Origin of the sequence: Paraburkholderia sp. USG1, from assembly GCF_031570135.1 — a bacterium.
Lineage (GTDB): Bacteria > Pseudomonadota > Gammaproteobacteria > Burkholderiales > Burkholderiaceae > Paraburkholderia > Paraburkholderia dioscoreae.
The window spans coordinates 17527-37778 of the sequence record NZ_JAMWXW010000002.1; the positions used below are offsets into that span (position 1 = coordinate 17527).

Genomic DNA, 20252 nt, shown 5'->3' on the forward strand with positions numbered 1-20252 from the left:
GGCAAAAACCAGTCAACCAATAAATATCGATTTGGTAATCGCGATTACCGCGATAGACCGATTCCCCCTACGCCCGGGCGCCTGGCTCAGCATTTGAATAATCCATAACAGACTATTCCTGAAAACAGGCTTTATCGGCCGCGGCGCCTACGTCGACTATATGCCCACGTCATGCGTTGCCCCGGAACGTGGACGTCCCCAATTCCGACGACCAGCCATTTACACGACCAGACCTCACAAAATCCTGCCCGCAGCTAAATATACGAAAGCATTTTCTGGAAACAGAAAATGCAATCCATAAAATAGAATGTTCGGATTAATAACCCCGCGTAGCCACATCGAAATATATCGCAACCCTCGCAAATCCTCATATTAATATATGAATAAAATAAATTTGAAAATAGACATTCGGGCAACAACCGTTTTGCTTTTGCTCATCAGTCCGACCCTGCACGCACAAAGCTCGGTGCGTCTGTCAGGATCGATCGACGCGGGCGTCGCCTACGTCAGCGACATCGGCAACGCCAATGGTCATCAAAGTGCCTGGCAGGCGAAGAACGGCGACATCAACATCAGCCGCTGGGCCTTGTCGGGCAACGAGCAGATCTCCAGCGATCTCAGCGCGGTCTTCACGCTGACCAACGGTTTCAGCGTGATGAACGGCACCGCCGCGCAACAAGGCCGCCTGTTTGGTTTTCAGTCGTGGATGGGACTTGCTTCCCAGTCGAAAGGCACGCTCACATTCGGTCGTCAGTTCGACGAAGTGGTCCAGTTCGTCGAGCCATTCGCGCTGGGCGGAACACGATACGGCGGTACAGCCTTCGCGCACGTTTTCGACAACGACAACCTCGACAACTACACACGCACGAACAATTCAGTCAAATACACGAGCCCGACGCTGCTGGGCGGACTAAAGTTCGGGGCGCTGTACGGCTTCTCGAACGAAGCGGGCGGCTTTGCGGACAACCGGGGCTACAGTTTCGGTCTCGGCTATCAGTACACCAATCTGGACCTCGGCGCAGGCTACTTCCAGTTCAATAACGCATCGAACCTCGCGACGGCCAATACGAACGGCGCCGAGCCGGCCGGCGCGCCGTTCAACGCGGCGCGGCAGCGCACCTGGGCGGCGGGCGGCCTTTATCACTTCACCCAGGTGGCGGTCGGTCTCATACTGAGCGAAACGCGGCTGGACAAGGCTTCGTCGATCAACAACGTGGCTGATACCGCCATCAGCCTTCCCGGCGACGACGTGCGCTTCGACAACGTCGAAGTCAACGTGCGCTACGCCGTGACCCCGCGGTGGGATATTTCGGCAGGCTATACGTTCACGCTCGGCCGCTTCGCCACCCCGACGGGCGTGCGCTATCCAAAGTGGCATCAGGCCGGCATCGTCAACACCTACTTCCTGTCGCCCCGCACCGACGTCTATGCGGAAGCCATCTATCAACGCGCCAACCAGTTGGGAGGAACCGGAATTCAGGGTGCGCAGATCTCGAACTTCTCGCGCGCATCCGGGGCAAACCAGTTCGTCGCCGCTTTGGGTTTGCGGCACCGTTTCTAGCCGGCGCGCAACGGCGGGCGCTCCAAAGCGGCACCTTTCCGGTGCCGCTTTTTTTCATGCGGGCAGTTCGAATCGAAAGCTCGTGCCGGGTGCCGCTGCCGCGATCATGAGCCTGACACGCTCGGCCCAACTCAACGGGCACGACCCGAATGCCTATCTGAAGGACATCCTCACGCGCGTGCCGACCCACAAGGCCAGTGACATCGCGGCACTACTGCCACACCGCGTGGCAACCTGCTGTGATCGACGATTAGCAGACCCGTCAAGGCGCGTTCCCTAGCCGCTTACGATTCGTCGCGGTACGCGACGTCTATGTGTGCGTGGATTGCTCGGAGGTCGCCACCATTCACGGATCACTCCCCGAGTTCGTTGCCAACGAAGGCTGTCTCGTAACAGGCAACTCCAAGCCTCGGCGCCGCTAAAGTGATGATAGCGATCAAGCTGCGTCCTTCAGGTTCCGGCGTACCGGTCCTGTTGAAAGCATTCGAAGTATGTCCTGGCGCGCCGCGTCGCGTGAGTCAGCGCGTCATTCATTCCAATCGGCGCTCTCTCAATGCATGCCTGGGGACACCCAGCGCAATAGCCGCGCCGCCAAGCACGCTGATCGCTGCGATGACATACAGCCCCCCAGAGATACTGTTGGTATGTGTCTTAAGCCAGCCGAGTAGCATCGGCGCAAGTAACGAGCCAAATTGTCCAAGGCTGCTGATCATCGCGATACCGGTTGCTGCGGCAGCCCCATTGAAGTATGCGGGCGGTATCGTCCAGAATGTACCTGTCCCGCAGAAATACGCCACTCCAATAAGGCATAAACACGCTATTGCCATAACCCACTGATCGCTGAAATACGTAAGCAGAACGCAGCCCACGGCACCGACAAACGTGGCGAAGAAATAATGCCATCTGCGTTCCAGCGTACGGTCCGAATGCCACGCATTGATGAGCATTGCCGTCGCGCCGACGACGAACGGGATTGCGGACAGAAGCCCGATATGCCATATGTTTCCGATGCCAGACTGGCGAATGATCGTCGCTGTCCAGTAGTTCAGAACCGTTCCAATCAAGGGGACCGTGGTATATCCGAGGATCACGAGGTACACGCGAGGATCGCGCAAAAGGTGAACGAAGCGATGTCCGTGCCCTTGGGATTTTTCCGACTCGTCCATCATCAGATTACGAGTGATGATTTCACGCTCGTACTCACTTAGCCACCTTGCATCCGCAGGCCCGTTGTCGAGATAGAAATACGCAATGATTCCCGCGATGATGGCAGGCATGCCTTCGAGCAGGAAAAGCCATTGCCAGTTTCTGAGCCCGAGAGTGCCGACCATGTTGTGGAGAATCCACCCGGAAACGGGACCGCCGACGATACCGGAAACGGCGATGGCGAGAAGGAAGCGCGAGGTGATACGTGCCCGTCGGCCTGACGGAAACCAGTAAGTCAGATAAAGAATGATGCCGGGGTAGAAACCGGCTTCGGCCGCCCCCAAAAGCATGCGGGCGATGTAAAACTGCATCGGCGAAGTGATAAATGCCAGGCTGCATGAGATCACGCCCCAAAGCACCATGATCCGCGTAATCGTTTGTCTGGCTCCAATCCTTTCCATCAGGACATTACTGGGAACCTCGAAGAGAATATAGCCGACAAAGAAAATTCCGACGCCAAAACCATATGCAGCGTCGCTTAGACCAAGATCCTTCGATAGCGGGATCTTCGCGAAACCGATGTTGACACGATCGATGTAGTTGATGACCCAACAGACGAAAAGAAAAGGAATCAGGCGAAACGTCAGCTTGCGATACAAAGATTCCGTCTCGACATGTTCCGCAACCATTCCTTGTTTAACTAGCGCTATGTCGCCGGCATTTCCCTGCACAACAGATGGCATGGTTCACTCCGTAATTGAAAGATGACAGGGCCGAACACCGGCGCCGGGCTGGCAGCCGGCGTTGCGTATGCCGGCGCACTTCGATAATTAAAAGGGCTGCGTGAGATTCGGGAAGCTCTGGTCGCTGTTCGTCAGGTCCACCCGTTTAAGCACGATCCGAAAGCTTTCCCCCTGTACCTTGAGCGTGTGCGAATACGTGCCGCAAAAAACGCGCTGCGACTTGCCGTAGCGATCTTCCAGCATGATGAACTTCGAGCGGACGGAGAAGCATGTCTCGTCTTCCTGCACGTCGAGCAGGGTGACGTTCGACACCACACGCACACACCGCGACTCAGGGTCCTGACAGTGCGTCATCGTGTGATTGAGTCGCTGCACGCGCGTTTTCAGCGTATGTTTGTCGTCGTAGTAGAGCGACACATGATCGAGCCATGATTGCTGAGCGCGGTCAGCGGGCACCCAGTAGACCGCTTCGTCCGCGAACAGGTTGTACCATTCGTCGAATGCGCGATCGTCGAGCAGTTGCGCTTCGGCTTCGATGAACGCGCGCACATGCGCCGCGCGAGGATGCAGAAAGTGCATTTTGGAAAGCGTGCTGATTTCGTTTTTCATAGTGACTCCCGCGCCTCTCATGCGCCCATCAGGTCGCGCCATGCGACATGCTGCGCGCGCTGTCCCACTTCACTCGACCTCGGCCCGAACAGCACGCCCTTGCCTTCGTCGACTTCGTCGCCGAGTCCCTTGGCCACGAGGAACCACTCGGCCCCTTCCGTCTTTAGTCCTTCCTGGCAGCGTTCAAATGCTTCCAGATCGTCGCTCTGAATGAACGACGAAGCGGAATGCGTGATGTTCACGTACTTGACTAGATCCGTGGAGATCACATCCGGCGCACCCACGAGCCTGACCGGCCAGATTTCGATCTCCGTCCGGTCCACCGCGACGGCGCGGATGACCCGCACCGAAGTCTGCGCGATCAGGATGTCGACGCTCGGGAACAATGTCATCGAATGGCGGCGATTTTTCAGAATGTCCCTGGTGCGCTCTTCGCCGTATGCATCGACCATCATCGCCCGATATTCGTCCCAGACACCGCCCGACTGTTCCTTGTCGAAGAGCGAAGCTTCCGAGCTATGCCCCTTCAGAAAGCCCCGCACACCCGTCTGCGCAACAACCGCTTCGCCGTTGGCCGTGAAGAATGCCGCGTCCCCGCCCTCTTTGCCGGCGCGCCGTTGGAACTGTCGTCCGTCGGGGCCGACCGTCGATGCATGACATGCCGCCGGGTGATACATGTCGGCCTGATTCTCGAGTTGCAGCTTCCAGTTGCCGTCGAAGTGGTAGCGATGACAGCCAAAGGCAAACTCGATCTTGCCGACGGGCGACCGGTCCGTCAGTTCGTCAATGCCGCGGCGCGCTTCACCGAGATAATCTTCCAGTGGCTCGACATCCGCATTGAACGATGCGAACACGAAACCCCGATAGCTCTTCACGCGCGGCAACGCGACCATACCTGACGCCCGTTCTTCGAGCACGCCGCCCGGGAAGTCCGCCTTCATCGGAACGCCGGCCAATGTGCCGTCGGGTTTGAACCCCCAGCCGTGATACATGCACGTGAACACCTTGGCGTTGCCGCGCTTGCGGTTCAACACCCTGGCGCCACGATGACCGCAGCGATTAAAAATGACATTGATGTTTCCGTCCGGACTGCGGCTCAATACGACTTCCTGTCCGACCAGCGTCGTGCAGTAATAGTCGCCGGGATCCGGGACGAGGCTTTCATGTCCGACATACATCCAGACCTTCTTGAAGATTTTTTCCTTTTCCAGTTCGAAAATTTCCGGATCGACGTACATCTTGCGATGCACGCGGTCTTCCCGTACCAGTGAACGCAGGTAGTCACTGCTGTAGGTCATCAGGTGTGCCTTTGGCGCGGACGGCGCCAGTTATGAGGGAAAGCGCAGAACAGGGTCGACGCAATGCCGGATGCACGGAAAAAGGGTCATGCATACGACACAGAGCGGCTGACTTCGTGACACGGCTGCATGCGTCCTCCGATGGCCTGCGACGACTGTTGAGCGCCAGATTATTGGCGCCATAAAATGGCGTCACCCGATGTTTTTTCATCCACTGACTGAGAAAAATTCACCCCGCCATGAGCCGCCCTGTCCCGCTCACTGCGTTGAAGACGTTCGAGGTTGCCGCACGCCTGCTCAGCTTCAAGCGTGCCGCTCAGGAATTGAACGTCACGCCGACAGCCGTCAGCCACCAGATTCAGAATCTGGAAGAGACACTCGGCACGAAGCTGTTCCGGCGGCTGCCGGGCGGCCTCGAGCTCACGAGTGCCGGCGAAGTCGCGCTGCCTGGCCTGAAGGACGGCTTCGGCAAGCTTAAGGAGGCTGTCGAACTGATCGGCAGTGCGGGAGCGGGCGACGTGCTGACGGTGCTCGCGCCACCGTCTTTCGCGATGCGATGGCTGATGCCGCGCCTGCATCGCTTCGCGATCCGCCATCCCGATATCGACGTGCGCGTCTCCACCCGGATGCGCCAATTCGGCTACCGCACGCTCGGCGGAACGCGCGCGACCGACTCAGGCACGCTCCAGTCGTGGTGCGAGGAACTGGACGTCGTGGTTACATTCGGCGCGGGAAACTACGCGGGATTTGCTGTGACCTCGCTATTTCCAGTGACCATTACACCCTTGTGCGCGCCCCAGCAGGTGCCCGCGTCGGGCGTGAGCCCCGCCGAACTCGCGCGTATTCCGTTGTTGCACGATGACCGCGGCTTGATGTACGACCACCACTCTTACTGGGATGTCTGGCTGCGGGAGCAACAGATCGCCGGTATCGACACTGCGGCGGGCATGCATTTCTCGCATTCGATACTGGCGCTCGAAGCCGCAGCCGAAGGTCTCGGTATAACCGTGACCACGCCCGCGCTCGCCCGCGAAGCGCTGTCGAGCGGTAAGCTCGTTAAGCCGTTTTCGCTCGAAGTGCCACTGCACTATGGGTACGACCTGATTTCAAATGAAGTCGCGGCTCGACGCGAGGCGGTCGAAGCGTTTCGGGTGTGGGCATTCGAGGAGGCGCGCGCCGAACGCGAGCTACATGCACTGACCCGACTGTCGGAACAGAGCATCTGACTCTCTGCGCGGCGCGCGCAGGTTACACGTGAGTTTCACTCTGGAGCAAACGCTCGCGCAGGTCATGGATGGCGTGATCAACGTCCGGATCGTCGGCGTTCAGCCGCCATGACATCAACAGCAGTTCGTGTAACGCGTCACAGCGCCGTGTCAGCCCCGGATAGGCAAGCAGTTCGTTCAGCATCGCCTGGCGGCGCTCGAAACACACGAGGGTTGCCGTCGCTTTTTCGAGGTCACGGGCGAGGGTTTCCGGGCCGCCCGCTTCGGGATCGGACGGCGCACCGAGATCGCTTGCCCGACCCAGAATCAGAAACCATGCGCTGGCACATAGCAGCATCGTCCCGGCCGTATCGAAGCGCCATGCGCACACTCCGACCGCGACGACCAACGAAGCGAGGTGCATGCAGTAAAGGACAGAAATCCAGCGCACCTCCATGTCGCCTCACGCAACGTGATTTTCGAGCGCGCCAATCTGTGCGACCGAAATACGCACGCTGTCACCCGGTTTCAGATAGCGCGGCGGATTGAAGCCGAGTCCGACACCCGCCGGCGTGCCTGTCGCAATGACATCGCCGGGAACGAAAGAAATCGACCGGCCAATCGTGCGAATCAGCGTGGGGATATCGAAGATCAGCGCGGATAGCGGTGCTTTCTGACGCACTTCGCCATTGACTTCGCAGCGAATCTCGAACGCGTTGACATCGCCTGCCGCATCGGCCGTCACGATGGCTGGGCCCATCGGGCAGAAGGTATCGATGCCTTTGCCCAGCAGCCACTGGCTGTGATGCTTCTGCAATCCGCGCGAGGTCACATCGTTCAGAAGCGTGTAGCCGAAGACGAACGACCACGGATCATCCGTCTGCGCGCAACGCCCCGCCTTGCCGATGACGACAGCGAGTTCGGCTTCATAGTCGACGCTTTGCATGGGGTCGAGCGACGAGTCTATGGCCGCGGCGGGGCCGACGACCGAGGTCGGCGGCTTCGAAAAGATAATCGGCGCGGGCGGCACGGCACCAAGCGCGGCGCTCGAGTCGAAGCCGCTATTGGCAAACTCGTGCGCGTGATCATAGTAGTTCTTGCCCACGCAAAAGATGTTGCGGCGTACGTCGGGTATCGGCGCCAGCAGCGTCACGTCGGACAAAGGCACACGTTCGGCACCTGCCTCCACTTCCCTCGCCAGCGCATCGCGCAGACTTTCGTATCGTTCGATGAGCACGTTCATGTCGTACGAGCCCACGGCCCCGGTGACATCCACGACCCAGGCATCGCCCGTCAATACGCCAATCCGCCGTTCGCCGCGGTGTTCAAAACTGACCAGTTTCATGCCTTGTCTCCAGCGGAATCCGGATCCCGGGCGCGCACGACCGCCTCGACTTCGATCAGAAACTCTTCTTTCACGAGTCGGTCCACGATAAGCAGCGTGTTGGGTGCATACATGTCGGTCGCGAACAGCGACGGGAACAGCTCGGCCCGGCAGCGCATGAAGCCTGGAATGTGCTGCGACGCGACGAGGTACGTGGTGAACTTCGCAACGTCGTTGAAGTCGCAGCCGACGCCTTTGAGCACGTCGCCGAGATTCTTGAAGACCTGCTTGAACTGCGCATCGAAGTCGCCGACGCCGACAACGCCGCCATCAGCTCCCACCGCAAGCTGTCCGGCAACGAAGATCATCTCTCCCGCCTTGACGCGCGCGAGATGGGAATAAAGGCCCTGCGCCGGGCAGGCGCCTTCAGGGTTGACATACTTGACGGACTGGCTCATGAATGGATCCTTTTCGGTTGGAATCAGTCAGGAAAGAGACATGGGAAGCGGCGCGGCCCGCTCGAAACCTGCTGGCACGTGGCGTGCACCACGATTCAGACTTTCGTCGAACCATTCCGTCTTCGCTATCGCGCGGACCACGTCCGAGCGTAACGAAAGCAATGACGCGGGCCACTTGCCGAGCACATAGCCATACAGATACGACCACCATTGCACGTGATCGGTAATCGAGCGCTGCTGTGTTTCCCACGCGCGCAGCGTTGCGGGAAGATCGTGTTCGCCTGCCGGGCCGCTTGCCAGCTCGGCAAGCGCCATCACGTTGATGAACGCCGTGTTGGCTGCCTGACCGAGGTTTGGCGGCATCGCGTGCGCTGCGTCGCCGACGATTGCGACGCGTCCCTCGGACCACTTGCGGCATTTGACGTTGACGAGCCGGTCCCAGCGGCTGTCGACCTGGAAGCGCCGGATCAGATCAGCAGCATGCGGAAATTTTTCTGTCCATAGGGCCACGTCGATGGGCAGCTTCCGGGCACGTTCGTCGCCCACAGGCGCGCTCAGGAAGATATAGTTGCGCCCGTCGGTGCATGGGTTGTAAAGCAGGCGCCACGGGCCGTTCCAGTATTCGATCAGCGTGTCGCGGATGTCGCCCGGTTCCTCGTCGATGAGCATGCGGATGCCGACTTCCGAGCCGAAGTCGATCCACTTCGTTCCGAGAATCGATTCGCGAATGCGCGAGTAGGCGCCGTCAGCGACGATCACCAGATCGGCGTGGCTTGTCGCTCCACTCTCGAACGTGGTGGTACCGTCAGGCGCCACGGCAACGGCGAGCGATGAGGTGAAGATCTCGACGCGCTGCGCCACCGCGCGGTCGATCAACGCCTGATAGAGATCCGCACGCGGCGGCAGCATCAGGCGGTCGCCGGCGTGCGCCAGGCGCGACATCAGCACCGAGCCCCGGTGATCGCGGATCTGCCACTCACGGATCACGCGTGCGCGTTCAACGGCTTGCGCGTAGGCGCAGATGGTCTCCAGCGTCTTCAGCCCGCTCTCCCACAACCAGATGCCGGCGCCGAACATCCGCAATTCGGCGTTGCGCTCGTGGATCCGGACCTTCCATCCAAGCTGCGCGAAGCGGTTCGCAGCGACGAGGCCTGCCAGGCCCGCGCCGATAATCTCGACAGTGCGTTGCGTCATGTTGGCTTTCCTGTATGTATCCAGTGACGTTCAATCCTGTTCCTTGCGGCGATACCGGTCGAGGATCACCGCGAGAATAATGACGATGCCCACCACAAGCGTCTGGTAGTACGCCGAAACACCCACCATGTTCATCACGTTGGAGAGCAGCGTGAGCACCAGTACGCCGAGAAACACCTGACGCACGCCGCCCGCGCCGCCGGTGAGCGCGACGCCGCCCAGCACCACGGCCGCGAGCGATTGCAATGTGAGGTTCGGCGCGGCAATCGGCTGTGCCGAACTGACCCACGCGGTCAGCACAACGGCGCCCACGGATGCGCAAAAACCACTCACTGCGTACACAAGCATCGTGTAAAAGCGGACATTCACACCGGACTTTGCCGCCGCTGACTGGTTCGAGCCCATTGCGTAGACATAGCGGCCAAACACTGTGTAGCGCAGCAGCACCGCCATCGCCGCCGTCAGGACAACGGCGATCCACACCATGACAGGCACGCCGAACGCGCTACCAAAGCCGACCGCCTGCGCGTAGTCGGCCGGCACGTCGTAGATCGGCACCCCTCCCGACAGGATCAGCGCGATCGCCTGCGCGACCGACAGCATGCCGAGCGTCACGACCAGGGGCGTCGTACGGAACCACGCGATGATGAAACCCGACACCAGCCCGGTAACGATGCCCGTTGCAATCATCACGGCGAGGCCCGGCCCGATGCCCATGTGCTGCATCGTCAGCACGCCCGCGACGCCGGCGAGCGACATGACGGATGCAAGCGACAGGTCGAGACCGCCGCGCAGAATCGCAATGGCCTGGCCGAGCGACAAAATCATCAGCGGAACGGCCTGGCGCGCCAGGTTCAGCATGTTGTCAGCGGTGAAAAAGCGCGGCTGCACGATGCCCGCGACCACCGCGATCAGGACGATCAGCAGCGGCAGCATCGCCTCGGAAAACGACGCGCGCCGCCCCCGCGAGAGCATGCTGTCGCCGGTGTCCGGGCTGAGGGATTTAGTGTTCATGGGGCGATTCTCCGGTCAGACGGCCGCCACGGCGGCGGCAATTTCCGATTGCGCTTCGTGCTGGCCCAGCACGTCGGCGATGATCGACGGTTGGTCGGCTTCCGTCGGCTGTCGATAGATGTTCGCGACGGCGCCCGCATACATCGTGATGACGGTGTCACACAAAGCCAGCGTCTCGGGCAGATCGCTGGACAGCACGACGACGGCGATGCCGGTTTGCGCAATCGCACGGATACGCTGATGGATCTGCCGCTTCGCGTCGATGTCGACACCCGCACTCGGCTCTTCCAGCACCAGCACGCGCTTCGCACCCGCCATCGCGCGCGCGAGCAGCACCTTCTGCTGGTTGCCGCCGCTCAAGGTCATGATGCTGTGCTCGGCGTCGCCGAATTTCACCTGGCACGCCTCCAGCAACTCGGCACAACGCGTGCGTTCGCGCGCGGGACCGATGAAGCCAAAGCGCGACAGCCCCTTCAGTTGCGTCAACAGCAGGTTTTCGCGGATCGAACGGCCCGGCAGCACACCGTGGCTCGCGCGCCCCGCGGGTAGCCAGGCCACGCCGTGCGCCAACGCGTCCGCGGCGCCGCGCGGGCGATACGGGCGTCCGTCGAGCCTCAATGTGAGCGGGCCGGGATGCGCCGGCTCGTCCTGCCCGGTGAGGGCACGAACAAGTTTCTCCGCGCCGCAGCCCACCACCCCGTAAAACCCGGCGATCTCGCCGCGCGCGATGGTCAGCGTGCGCGGACCATCGGCAGTAGGCACGGCTTCAATATCGACGAGGGGCGCGCGCGCGGAACCCTGCCCGGTTTGACGCATGGCCGCCTGCTGCCGTTTGCCCGTCAGCCGCTCGACCACCTGGTCCGCGTCGATGTCCGGCGTCAGCGCAAATGAATCGACCACGCTGCCATTGCGCATGATGGTGACGCGGTCCGCCACGGTCATCACGTCTTCAATATGGTGCGTCACGAGGACGGCGGCGATGCCGCTGTCGCGCAACGTGCGCAGCACCGCGAAAAAGCGCTCCTTTTCAACGGCGCCAAGCATGGCGGTCGGTTCATCGAAGATCACTGCCTTCGGCTTGAACATCAGCGACTTGCCTATTTCGATGAGCTGCTGGACGGCAACCGGCAACGCCTTCACCGGCTGCTCCATGTCGATGCCCGCAAGCCCGAGTTGCGAGAGCACGCTCGCGGCACGCTGACGCTCGGCCTTGCGCAACGTGGGCGCCAACGGAAAGCGCCTGCCTTCGAAACCGAGCCACAGATTGGCACGAACCGAAAGATGCGGCGCGAGCGATAGTTCCTGATACACCATCGTGACACCCGCCGAACGGGCTTCGCGCGGGCTCGCGAAACGCACGCAATTGCCGTTCAGCAGGACTTCGCCTTCGTCCGCGGGAAACAGGCCGCCCGCAATCTTGCCAAGCGTGGACTTGCCCGCGCCGTTCTCGCCGAGCACACAGTGAATCTCACCCGCGCAGAACTGGAGCGTGACACCGGCAAGTGCGCGTGTCGCACCGAATCGCTTGCCCAGATCCCGCACCTGCAAAACCGGTTCAGATGCCATGATGGCCGCCCTTTACTCGTTTACTCGTTAAGGGGGAAACCGCCTATTGCACGGCTGGCATCTGCCAGTTCTTCGGCGGAATTTCGTAGATCTCGAATGGATGCGTATCGACGTTCGCCTTCGTAATCAGGGTGGACGGCACGTCGTAGTGCGGATAGGCAAGTCCGCTTGCCGAAGGCGGCGCCAGATTTGGCAAAGGCTGGCCCGCTTCTGCGCGAATCGCGTACTGGACGATCAGACGGCCCATGATGATGCCCGGCTCCGACACGACGGCGAGCATGCGGCCATCTTTCACCATCGGTGCGGCTTCGCGCACCATCGAACTGGTCACGACCTGAACCTTGCGGTTCTGCTGGCGGATCGCCTGCGCGGCACCCATGCCCAGCGAGACTTCCGGCGTGTAGACGAAGTTCGCATCGGGGTTGCGCAGCAACAGGTCGGATGTCTGCGCGAGACCTTCCTGCAGACCAAGCGCGCCGCCAAACGCGCCGGGCAACACCTTCATCGACGGGCATTTCTTCGCTTCGTCGGTGAAGCCCACGTAACGCAAACGTACCCATTCCGCGCCCGCGGGCCCCGGCACGGAGACGACCGTCTTTTCGCCGGTGCCGCTCCTGCACACTGCGTCGGCGAGCACCTTGCCGATCGCGCTGTCGTCTTGCAGCACGCCGAAATCGACGTTTTTGCTATTCACGGGAATACCGACGGACGCGACCTTCATACCAGTACTCTTCAACGAACGGATGATGGGATCGAAGCCGTCGTAAGCGGCGGGCGCCAACACAGCGACGTTCACGCCGAGCGTCTTGAACGCGTCGAGTTGCGCGAACTGCTCGCGGACATTGCCATACGCGCCCGCAATCGACACCTGCACTACCTGCACGTTCGATCGTTTCGCTTCGTCCTCGATACCGTAGACAATGCCTTTGTAGAAGTCGTCGTTCAAATGAACGACAGTCACGCCGATCTTGAACGGCGTGGCCGCCTTCATCGGCGCGATGAGACCGAGCAGACGGTCCGTTTCGGCATGCGCGCCGGGTGCCGCGAGCAGAGCGGCGAGCGCGACGACAGTGGGCAATTTGCGCAACGTGCAGCGCGCCTTATGAGCGAACGAGGTAATCGGCACGGTAGTCCTCTTCGTGGTCTTCGTAGCGTGGTGGAAAGAATCACTGCACGAGCCGGCCGCTGCCGCTCGTTTCATCGTATTCGTACAGCCCGTTCAGGAAGATCTTGGTGCGTTCGTACCACTTGCGCTGCCGCGGCGGCGGCGGCGTGCGATCGACTGGCCGTCCGCCCTTGAAAATGTAGTCGAAGCTCTTTGGCCTTTGCAGCAGGCGAATGTCGTCCAGAGGATTGCCGGGTACCACCAGCACGTCCGCGAGACGCCCCGCTTCGAGCTTGCCGACCTCGTGACCGAAGCGATGCAAAAGACGCGTCGCGGCGAGCGTGTTCGCATGGATCGCCTGCAGCGGCGTAAGCCCGAGCAGATCGACGAACAGCTCCATTTCGCGCGCATGCCATTGGCCATACGGCACGGGTGACCAACCGCTCTCGCTGCCGGCGATGAGCGGCACACCGGCCTCGTAAGCGCGCCGCAGATTGACGCTCGCCGCTTCGATTTCCGCCCGGAACGCCGCGGCACCCGATGCACCCGCGTTGCCCTGTTTCGCTTCGACGAGATTGACGAGCAGCGTGAGCGTCGGCGTGATTACGCAGTGATTCTTCAGGCAGGCTTCAATGCCCTCGTCATCGATGTAGGACGCGTGGAACAGATTGTCGAAGCCTGCCTGCGCCGACCAGAGCGCGGCCTCTCGCGAGCGCGCATGGACGCTGCAGAGCTTGCCGAGCCGGTGCGTCTCTTCGGCAATGATGCGGAATTCCTCGAGCGTGAAAGCCGACGAGCCGAGCGCGTCGGGCGTAATCAGGTTGTCGTTCGAGCCCGACACCTTGATCGCGTCTATTTCGTCCTTGACCTGAAAACGGATCTGCTCCACCAGGTCTTCGCGCGTCTTCACGAGCACCGCGCTCTGCCCTACGGGAAACGGCATCTCGTTCGGGAACGAGTCTTCGAGACCCTGGTGGTTGGTGAGCTGCTTACCCGAAACCGCGAAGCGCGGCCCCTCGAACATGCCCGTGTCGATCGCGTCCCGTACGGCCTGCGCGATGTTGTACGTCGTGGCCGCATCGAATGCACTGGTCACACCCGCCTGCAAAACCTTTTTCGCGTAATAAAGCGCCTTCGCCGTACGGAATTCGACGGGCGTGTAAAGGGCATTTTCTTCTTCCGAACGCGCTTCGCCGAACGAGATATGCGTGTGCCCATCGACGAGGCCGGGCATTAGCGTGCGCCCCGGCAGATCGATGACTTCCAGTCGACGGTCGGCATAGAGGGGAGGCAGATCGCGCGCCGCGCCGAGCCACGCGATCCGTTCGCCTTCGATTACAAGCGCACCGTTCTCGACTGGCGGGTTCAGCGTGCCATCGATGATCCTGCCTTTGAGCAGATAGCCGTTGGTAGTTGTCATGGTACAGAGATCCATTTACTGCGGATTCACGGAGCCGAGCGCCGCATCGAAGAGCCGCTGCGCCGTGGCGAGAAAGACGTCGGTGCGCTCGAACGCGACCGAGTGCGAACAGTCGGAGAGCAGCGCGAGGTCGGCATGCGGCAGTCGCCGGGCGATCTGAACCGAACTGGACGGCGCAAAGGCGATGTCGTCGCGACCGTGCAGCAGCGCAACGGGACAGAGAATGCGCGCGAGCGTCGCGTCGTCGAGCGTTGCGGCGCGGATGTATTGCGATGGCTCGCCAGCGAACATGCTGTCGAAATACTCGGCGTAGCCCGGCGCGAACACCACGGGTTCGCGCGCGGCGAGATACGCTTCGTCGATAACCGAGGTGTCGTGAATCAAACCCTGAAGCGCGAGCACCAGTTCTTCCCTGGTAGTCGGGCAACGCCAGCAACGGCGCGTCGCGTCGGTCGCTTCGAACGGCGCGCCCATCGTGCCCGTCGTCAGCACGGCCGCCACGCGCGGCGAGGCGGCGGCAAGCGTGAGCGCAATCGCGCCAGAGATCGAATGGCCAATCACGCCGACCTTCTCACCGGGTACACGTTCGAGCAGCGCTTTTGCCTGACGCACCCAGAGGTCGAAGTCGAAAAAAGGCGCAGACGGCTTGCGGGCACTCTTGCCGAAGCCGATCAGGTCCATCGCGTAGAGGTCGTACCGGGCAGCAAGCGCGGGCAGCACCGTGCGCCAGTTGCCGATGCTGGAAGCGCCCGGCCCCGAGCCGTGAATCATCAATAGCGGCGCGCCCGCGCCGCCGCGATAGACCGTCACGGGCATATCTTCGAATGCGAACTGCTCCTCGCGCATCTCGATCGTGGACATCGTCGGAACCTCGCAGCCGTACAGTGGAAATAATTCTATGACTCACAATCCATTTTTCAAAAATAAAACCATGATTATTTTTTTGATGGATTGCTACGTACGGAATAGTTTTTCGCTTGGATGCCGTGCTATGCTCGCGCAGATACGACTATTGGCTGCAAGGCATGCGAAATACAAAAGATGGCCGCACGTTGAATACGGCAATGTTCGACCAGCTGCGGGAGGCAATACTGACGGGCAAGCTGCTGCCGGGACAACGGCTCAAGGTCTCGCTGATGGCGCAGACGCATGGCGTCAGTCTGAATGTGGTGCGGGAGGCGCTGAATCGCCTCGCCGGCGAACAATGGGTGGAGATCGAACCGCAGCACGGCTTTCGCGTTCGCGCGCTAACGGCGGAAGATCTGATCGACCTCGTGCGTCAACGGGCGATCTTCGAGGGAATTGCGCTGCGTCAATCGATTGCGCGCGGCGACGTGGAATGGCAATCGAAAGTCGTCGCGGCACACCATCGGCTCAGCCGCACGCCTGTTGGCGTCGAGTCCGAGCCGGAGCGCGTGAATCCGGAGTGGCTCGCGCGCCACGAGGAATTCAACATCGTCATGATGGAGGCTTGCGGCAGTCCACGGCTCGTGCAGATCGTGCGCCAACTGGCCGAGGCCAGTGCCATGTATCACCGCGCGCTGCTGCCGGCCGTCAGCGCCGAAGGCGAGTTGGAGAGCGAGCACACGGCGCTGCTCGACGCCATACTCGCGGGTGATGCGGACCTGGCAGTACGCGTGCTGACAACACATCTCGAGCAGACGCGCGACCTCATGCTGCCGATGTTGGCGAAGACACTTGCTCCAACGGAGATTGCCGCAGAGCCCGACCACGTACGGCCGCCTGAAGAAAAGCGTCGCCGCGGACGGCCTCGGGGTTCAAGAAAGGTACAGGCCGCCGTAGCAAAATAAGATCGACGCCGGCCAGTCAATCACGCAGGTAGCCGCCACTGTCAGTCAGGCGGCCTGCTCAGCGTTCACGGTTGACCGTCGAACTCCTTTTCACTATCAAGGCAATCCATCCACGGGAACCGGCGCTTTGTCCAGATCTGGCGAACCGGTTTTCCCAGTTCGTAACGTTGCATCAAGGCGCCAATGCGCAGCGAGTAGGTTGCGGGATTCTCGGCCGCGCATGAATAGACCGGAGCGCCGCAGTTCTCGCAGAATGCATGAATCCGCTTCGCACCGCTCGTGCCCGTTTTAACGTATTGCCGCGGACTTCCTTTGACGATGAGGAACCGGTCTGCCGACGCGGGCACGTTCGCGCGAAAGACCGTCCCTGAAAGCGTCTGACAGTCCTGGCAATGACAGATCGAAACCGTCCCGGGCTCGACCTCCGCTTCGTATTCAATCGCACCGCAGTGGCAGCGGCCTTCGACTTTCATCCTGTTCTCCTGAACTGTCCTTCCAGGGAAGGTCTGCACAACTCGTTTCAGAGCACTGATTTTATGCCACTTTATTTGTCGAGGAAGTGAGTACCGGAAACCAGCAGGTGTATCGTGCCTCCGGCGTCTCCTCGGTATAAGCGAAACTCCCCACGGCCGCACAAATCAGCCGGGGGGAGTTTCTGGAGAACTACGAATATAGTCCTCGCGTCGATCATGATCAGAAGCGGTGGCGAATGCCGACTCGCACGAGGCTTTGATGATCCGAGTCTGATGGCGTGATCGTGTAGATCGCGGCATGCGCCTCGCCGCCCGTGGAGTCAGTTCCGGATGCGTGCTGGTACATCCCCATCAGGTAGACATCCGTGCGCTTGGACAGCGAATAGTCCGCGCCGAGCGAAATCTGATGATACGTTGCACCACCGACCTTGCCGCGCGCCGAGCTGATGCTGCTGCCCTTCATATAATCGTATGCGACTCCGAGCAGCAGCGCCTGCCCGACGCGATATTCGCCATTGATTTCCGCGTTATTGTAGTGGGTGCTGCCCGTGAAGCCATTCGGATTCGGACCCGACGTGGTATCGCCCAGCCCCTTGAACGCAGTATTCGAGTACGTGACGCCAATGTGCGCCGCGCCAAGCTGGAACCCGCCGCCCGCCGTAATTGACTGATACGTCGACGCTGATGCGAATCCAGACAATGACGGCGCTGTGCCGAGGTTCGAGCCCGGCACGCCGTTGGTCGTCGCGGCAACCGTGCCCGTCGCGCCGAAGTACGAGACGTTCGGGTTATGAGCGTTCAGGTAAGCCGCGCCGAGCACGAACGGCCCGTATGTGTAGCCGCCGCCAACGCTATAAATCTGGTTGCGGCCCACGGAGCCCGCCACGCCACCCATCGAATACAGCGCGCTGAACGCGAATCCGCCGAAAGACGGGCTCCTGTATTTCACCGAGTTGTTGATGCGAAACGAGTTGTTCAGGTTGTCGATATCGGCCGGATGCGTACCGAACGCCCCGCTCCAGCGCGTCGCGGAAACCAGCGGTCCGACAAAGTCGACACGGGGATCGTACTGGCGACCGAGCGTCACCGTGCCGAGCCGTGCGCTCGAAAGACCGACCCACGCCTGTCGGCCGAATTCCAGCCCGCCCTGCCCAAGCTTGCCATTCGATGCATCAAAACCGTTTTCAAGGACGAAGACCGCCTTGAGGCCGCCGCCCAGATCCTCAGTGCCGCGCATGCCCCAGCGGCTACCCTGGATGACGCCGCTCGTCGCGCTGATCACTTTGCCGCCGCCGCTATTGCTGATGTAGTTCAGCCCTTCATCGATGATGCCGTACAGCGTGACGCTGCTCTGCGCGTGCGCCACGCCCGTTCCGGCGAGCAGGAATGCCAATGCCGAAGATTGCGCGTAAATGTGCTTTTTCATCAGTAGACCCCGACGTGTGATGTTGTGAGACTTCGAAAAAAACGCGCGACAAAACCCGCCACGAGACGGTGAGCCGTCCGTGCAATGGGTTGGTTGAGCGCGGGGGAAAAGCTGGATGTATTGCCGGATGAAGCGGCGAGAAGCGCTAGCCGGGCGTTACATCAGCAGATAAAGCAGAACCACGTTGGCGAGCAGCAATGGGAACGCTGTCATCGCCTGGACGCGAATTACGCCGTAACGGTCGGGCAATTCGAGCAGCGCCGCGGGCACGATGTTGAAGTGCGCCGCCATTGGCGTGACGAGCGTGCCGCAATAGCCCGAGAACATGCCGATCGCCGCGATCACGGCAGGATTGCCGTGATACGTATGGATCAACACGGGCAAGCCTACAGCCATCATCGCCACCGGGAAGGCCGCGAATGCGCCACCCATGATCATCGTCATGATCGCTGCGCCGAACGTGTAGACGATCACCGCGACCAGCTTGAAGTCCGTATTGACATAAGTATGCGTGAGCCATGCCGCCGCCTCGCCGACGCCCGCGCGGCCGAACATCAGCCCGAGAACCGCCAGCATCTGCGGCAGGAGCAACGCCCAGCCAAGCGATTCCGTCAGATGCCTCGACTGCCTCATCGATTCGACGGGCGTCCCACGCGTGATGCGACACGCGACCATCACCGCGACGATCACGCTCAGGCCCAATGCGACAAGCGTCGGGTTGGACTGATCGAACACGAACAGTCCGTCGAGTTTGAGCTTCGGCAGCGCAACCGAGCCGATCAGCGTGCCGATCGGCACCAGCAATGCGGGCACGAATAGCCAGTTGCCGAGGCGCGCCACGCTCGCGTTGCGCTCGGCATCGGGCAGCGGCGCAGGCTTGCCGCGCCCGAGTCCGCCAAAGCCCGCGATCAGCGCGGCCACCACCACCGCCGCACCCACCACGGGCGGCGCAAGCCGGTCGCTGAACAGGAACAGCGCCGAAAAGATCAGCCAGAACATGCCGCTACCGAGCCGCCGCGTATGTGTGCGATCGAGCAGGATCAACACACCCGTGATCGCAAGGATGACGCCGGCCAGCCAGTAGAAGTATTCGCTGCGCAAAATCATCTCAGTGCCCCTTGGATTCGGAAGGTGTCGTGGTCACCGGTGTGCCGAGGCGCGCGGCCGCCCTGGTCGTGGGCTGGCTCTGCGATACCGCGCGGGCCAGGTAACCATCCAGACGGTACAACCGCACCGCATGGATCAGGAACGCGGCGAGCGCGGTGGGCAAACCCCAGAACGCGATCGCGATGGGTGAGACGTCGATTTTCATCTCCGTGAGCAGCGTGTGCATCAGCATGATTCCGCCGAACGCAACGAAGATGTCCTCGCCGAAAAACAGGCCGACGTTGTCGGTGGCGGCCGCGAAGGCACGCACGCGGTTGCGCAGTTCGTCGGACAGCGGGCCGTGGCGGTTGACCGCGGCGCCTTCGGCCATCGGAGCGATGAGAGGACGAACCATCTGCGCATGTCCACCCAGACTCACCAGCCCAAGCGCAGCCGACAACTCACGCACCGCCAGATAGCAGATCAGCAGACGCCCCGCGGTTGCGGCGCGCACCCCGGAGATCCAGTTCTGTGCCTGTTCGCGCAGGCCGTATCGTTCGAGCAGGCCGATCACCGCCAGCGGCAGGATGATGATGAGCGGCAGATTGCGCGTCTTGACGAAGCCCGTGCCTATCTGCGTAAGGATGGCGATGAGCGGCATTGAAGCGAGCACACCTGTCACGACCGTCGCCCCCACCACGACGAGCATCGGATTGATCCGCAACGCAAATCCGATCACGATGACCGCGACACCCACCAACGGCCATAAATTCACTGCTGTGTGCATCTGCACCTCCCAAACAATTCACTTCG

General features: G+C 61.1%; 19 protein-coding genes and 1 pseudogene. 4 read left to right on the forward strand and 16 right to left on the reverse strand.

What is annotated here, in order from left to right:
- Positions 1–379: 379 nt before the first annotated feature.
- Both NE850_RS02535 and NE850_RS02540 read left to right on the forward strand, forming a co-directional pair.
- A complete protein-coding gene (locus NE850_RS02535) occupies positions 380–1561 on the forward strand; it encodes a porin (protein WP_007177553.1) in 1182 nt (393 codons plus the stop codon).
- 94 nt (positions 1562–1655) lie between these two features.
- Positions 1656–1815, forward strand: a pseudogene (locus NE850_RS02540) (transposase domain-containing protein); the annotation flags it as partial.
- A gap of 276 nt (positions 1816–2091) precedes the next feature.
- Here NE850_RS02540 and NE850_RS02545 read toward each other — a convergent pair.
- The 3 genes from NE850_RS02545 to NE850_RS02555 form a co-directional block, all read right to left on the reverse strand.
- Entirely contained in the window at positions 2092–3450 is a 1359-nt protein-coding gene (locus NE850_RS02545) for an MFS transporter (protein WP_165188556.1), read from the reverse strand.
- Positions 3451–3537: 87 nt separating this feature from the next.
- Positions 3538–4059, reverse strand: coding sequence for an aromatic-ring-hydroxylating dioxygenase subunit beta (locus NE850_RS02550; RefSeq protein ID WP_007177555.1), 522 nt, complete (start codon positions 4057–4059; stop codon positions 3538–3540).
- Positions 4060–4076: 17 nt separating this feature from the next.
- Complete coding sequence (locus NE850_RS02555; RefSeq protein WP_310698412.1) at positions 4077–5357, reverse strand: aromatic ring-hydroxylating dioxygenase subunit alpha; 1281 nt, start codon at positions 5355–5357, stop codon at positions 4077–4079.
- Positions 5358–5596: 239 nt separating this feature from the next.
- Between NE850_RS02555 and NE850_RS02560 the strand changes: the two genes are divergently transcribed.
- Positions 5597–6583 carry a LysR substrate-binding domain-containing protein gene (locus tag NE850_RS02560; RefSeq protein ID WP_310698413.1) on the forward strand — a complete coding sequence of 329 codons (987 nt, stop codon included), beginning with the start codon at positions 5597–5599 and terminating at the stop codon, positions 6581–6583.
- A gap of 22 nt (positions 6584–6605) precedes the next feature.
- Here NE850_RS02560 and NE850_RS02565 read toward each other — a convergent pair whose 3' ends face one another.
- The 9 genes from NE850_RS02565 to NE850_RS02605 are packed head-to-tail and all read right to left on the reverse strand — an operon-like array spanning position 6606 to position 15504.
- Positions 6606–7019, reverse strand: a complete 414-nt coding sequence (locus NE850_RS02565) for a hypothetical protein (protein ID WP_310698414.1) — start codon at positions 7017–7019, stop codon at positions 6606–6608.
- A 6-nt stretch (positions 7020–7025) separates the two neighbouring features.
- Entirely contained in the window at positions 7026–7907 is an 882-nt protein-coding gene (locus tag NE850_RS02570; protein WP_007177559.1) for a fumarylacetoacetate hydrolase family protein, read from the reverse strand.
- Positions 7904–8344: a RidA family protein gene (locus NE850_RS02575; protein WP_007177560.1), complete on the reverse strand. Its 441-nt coding sequence runs from the start codon at positions 8342–8344 to the stop codon at positions 7904–7906. The genes NE850_RS02570 and NE850_RS02575 overlap by 4 nt, the downstream gene beginning before the upstream one ends.
- Positions 8345–8371: 27 nt before the next feature.
- Positions 8372–9538 carry an NAD(P)/FAD-dependent oxidoreductase gene (locus NE850_RS02580; RefSeq protein WP_007177561.1) on the reverse strand — a complete coding sequence of 389 codons (1167 nt, stop codon included), beginning with the start codon at positions 9536–9538 and terminating at the stop codon, positions 8372–8374.
- A 30-nt stretch (positions 9539–9568) separates the two neighbouring features.
- A complete protein-coding gene (locus NE850_RS02585) occupies positions 9569–10552 on the reverse strand; it encodes an ABC transporter permease (RefSeq protein ID WP_007177562.1) in 984 nt (327 codons plus the stop codon).
- Positions 10553–10567: 15 nt separating this feature from the next.
- Positions 10568–12118 carry a sugar ABC transporter ATP-binding protein gene (locus tag NE850_RS02590; RefSeq protein WP_007177563.1) on the reverse strand — a complete coding sequence of 517 codons (1551 nt, stop codon included), beginning with the start codon at positions 12116–12118 and terminating at the stop codon, positions 10568–10570.
- A 43-nt stretch (positions 12119–12161) separates the two neighbouring features.
- Complete coding sequence (locus tag NE850_RS02595) at positions 12162–13244, reverse strand: substrate-binding domain-containing protein (protein ID WP_007177564.1); 1083 nt, start codon at positions 13242–13244, stop codon at positions 12162–12164.
- A 40-nt stretch (positions 13245–13284) separates the two neighbouring features.
- Positions 13285–14643, reverse strand: a complete 1359-nt coding sequence (locus tag NE850_RS02600; protein ID WP_007177565.1) for an amidohydrolase family protein — start codon at positions 14641–14643, stop codon at positions 13285–13287.
- 15 nt (positions 14644–14658) lie between these two features.
- On the reverse strand, positions 14659–15504 hold the full coding sequence (locus NE850_RS02605; RefSeq protein WP_007177566.1) for an alpha/beta fold hydrolase: 846 nt from the start codon (positions 15502–15504) through the stop codon (positions 14659–14661).
- Positions 15505–15668: 164 nt separating this feature from the next.
- On the opposite strand from NE850_RS02605, the gene NE850_RS02610 reads away from it, so the two are divergent.
- Positions 15669–16454, forward strand: coding sequence for a GntR family transcriptional regulator (locus tag NE850_RS02610; RefSeq protein WP_310698415.1), 786 nt, complete (start codon positions 15669–15671; stop codon positions 16452–16454).
- Between the two features lie 65 nt (positions 16455–16519).
- On the opposite strand, the gene NE850_RS02615 is transcribed toward NE850_RS02610, so the two are convergent.
- The 4 genes from NE850_RS02615 to NE850_RS02630 all read right to left on the reverse strand — a co-directional run bounded on the left by NE850_RS02615 (position 16520) and on the right by NE850_RS02630 (position 20226).
- Complete coding sequence (locus tag NE850_RS02615; protein ID WP_007177568.1) at positions 16520–16927, reverse strand: GFA family protein; 408 nt, start codon at positions 16925–16927, stop codon at positions 16520–16522.
- Between the two features lie 220 nt (positions 16928–17147).
- Positions 17148–18353, reverse strand: a complete 1206-nt coding sequence (locus NE850_RS02620; RefSeq protein ID WP_310698416.1) for a porin — start codon at positions 18351–18353, stop codon at positions 17148–17150.
- A gap of 156 nt (positions 18354–18509) precedes the next feature.
- On the reverse strand, positions 18510–19460 hold the full coding sequence (locus tag NE850_RS02625; RefSeq protein WP_007177570.1) for a DUF979 domain-containing protein: 951 nt from the start codon (positions 19458–19460) through the stop codon (positions 18510–18512).
- A gap of 1 nt (position 19461) precedes the next feature.
- Positions 19462–20226, reverse strand: a complete 765-nt coding sequence (locus NE850_RS02630) for a DUF969 domain-containing protein (RefSeq protein ID WP_007177571.1) — start codon at positions 20224–20226, stop codon at positions 19462–19464.
- Positions 20227–20252 lie beyond the last annotated feature (26 nt).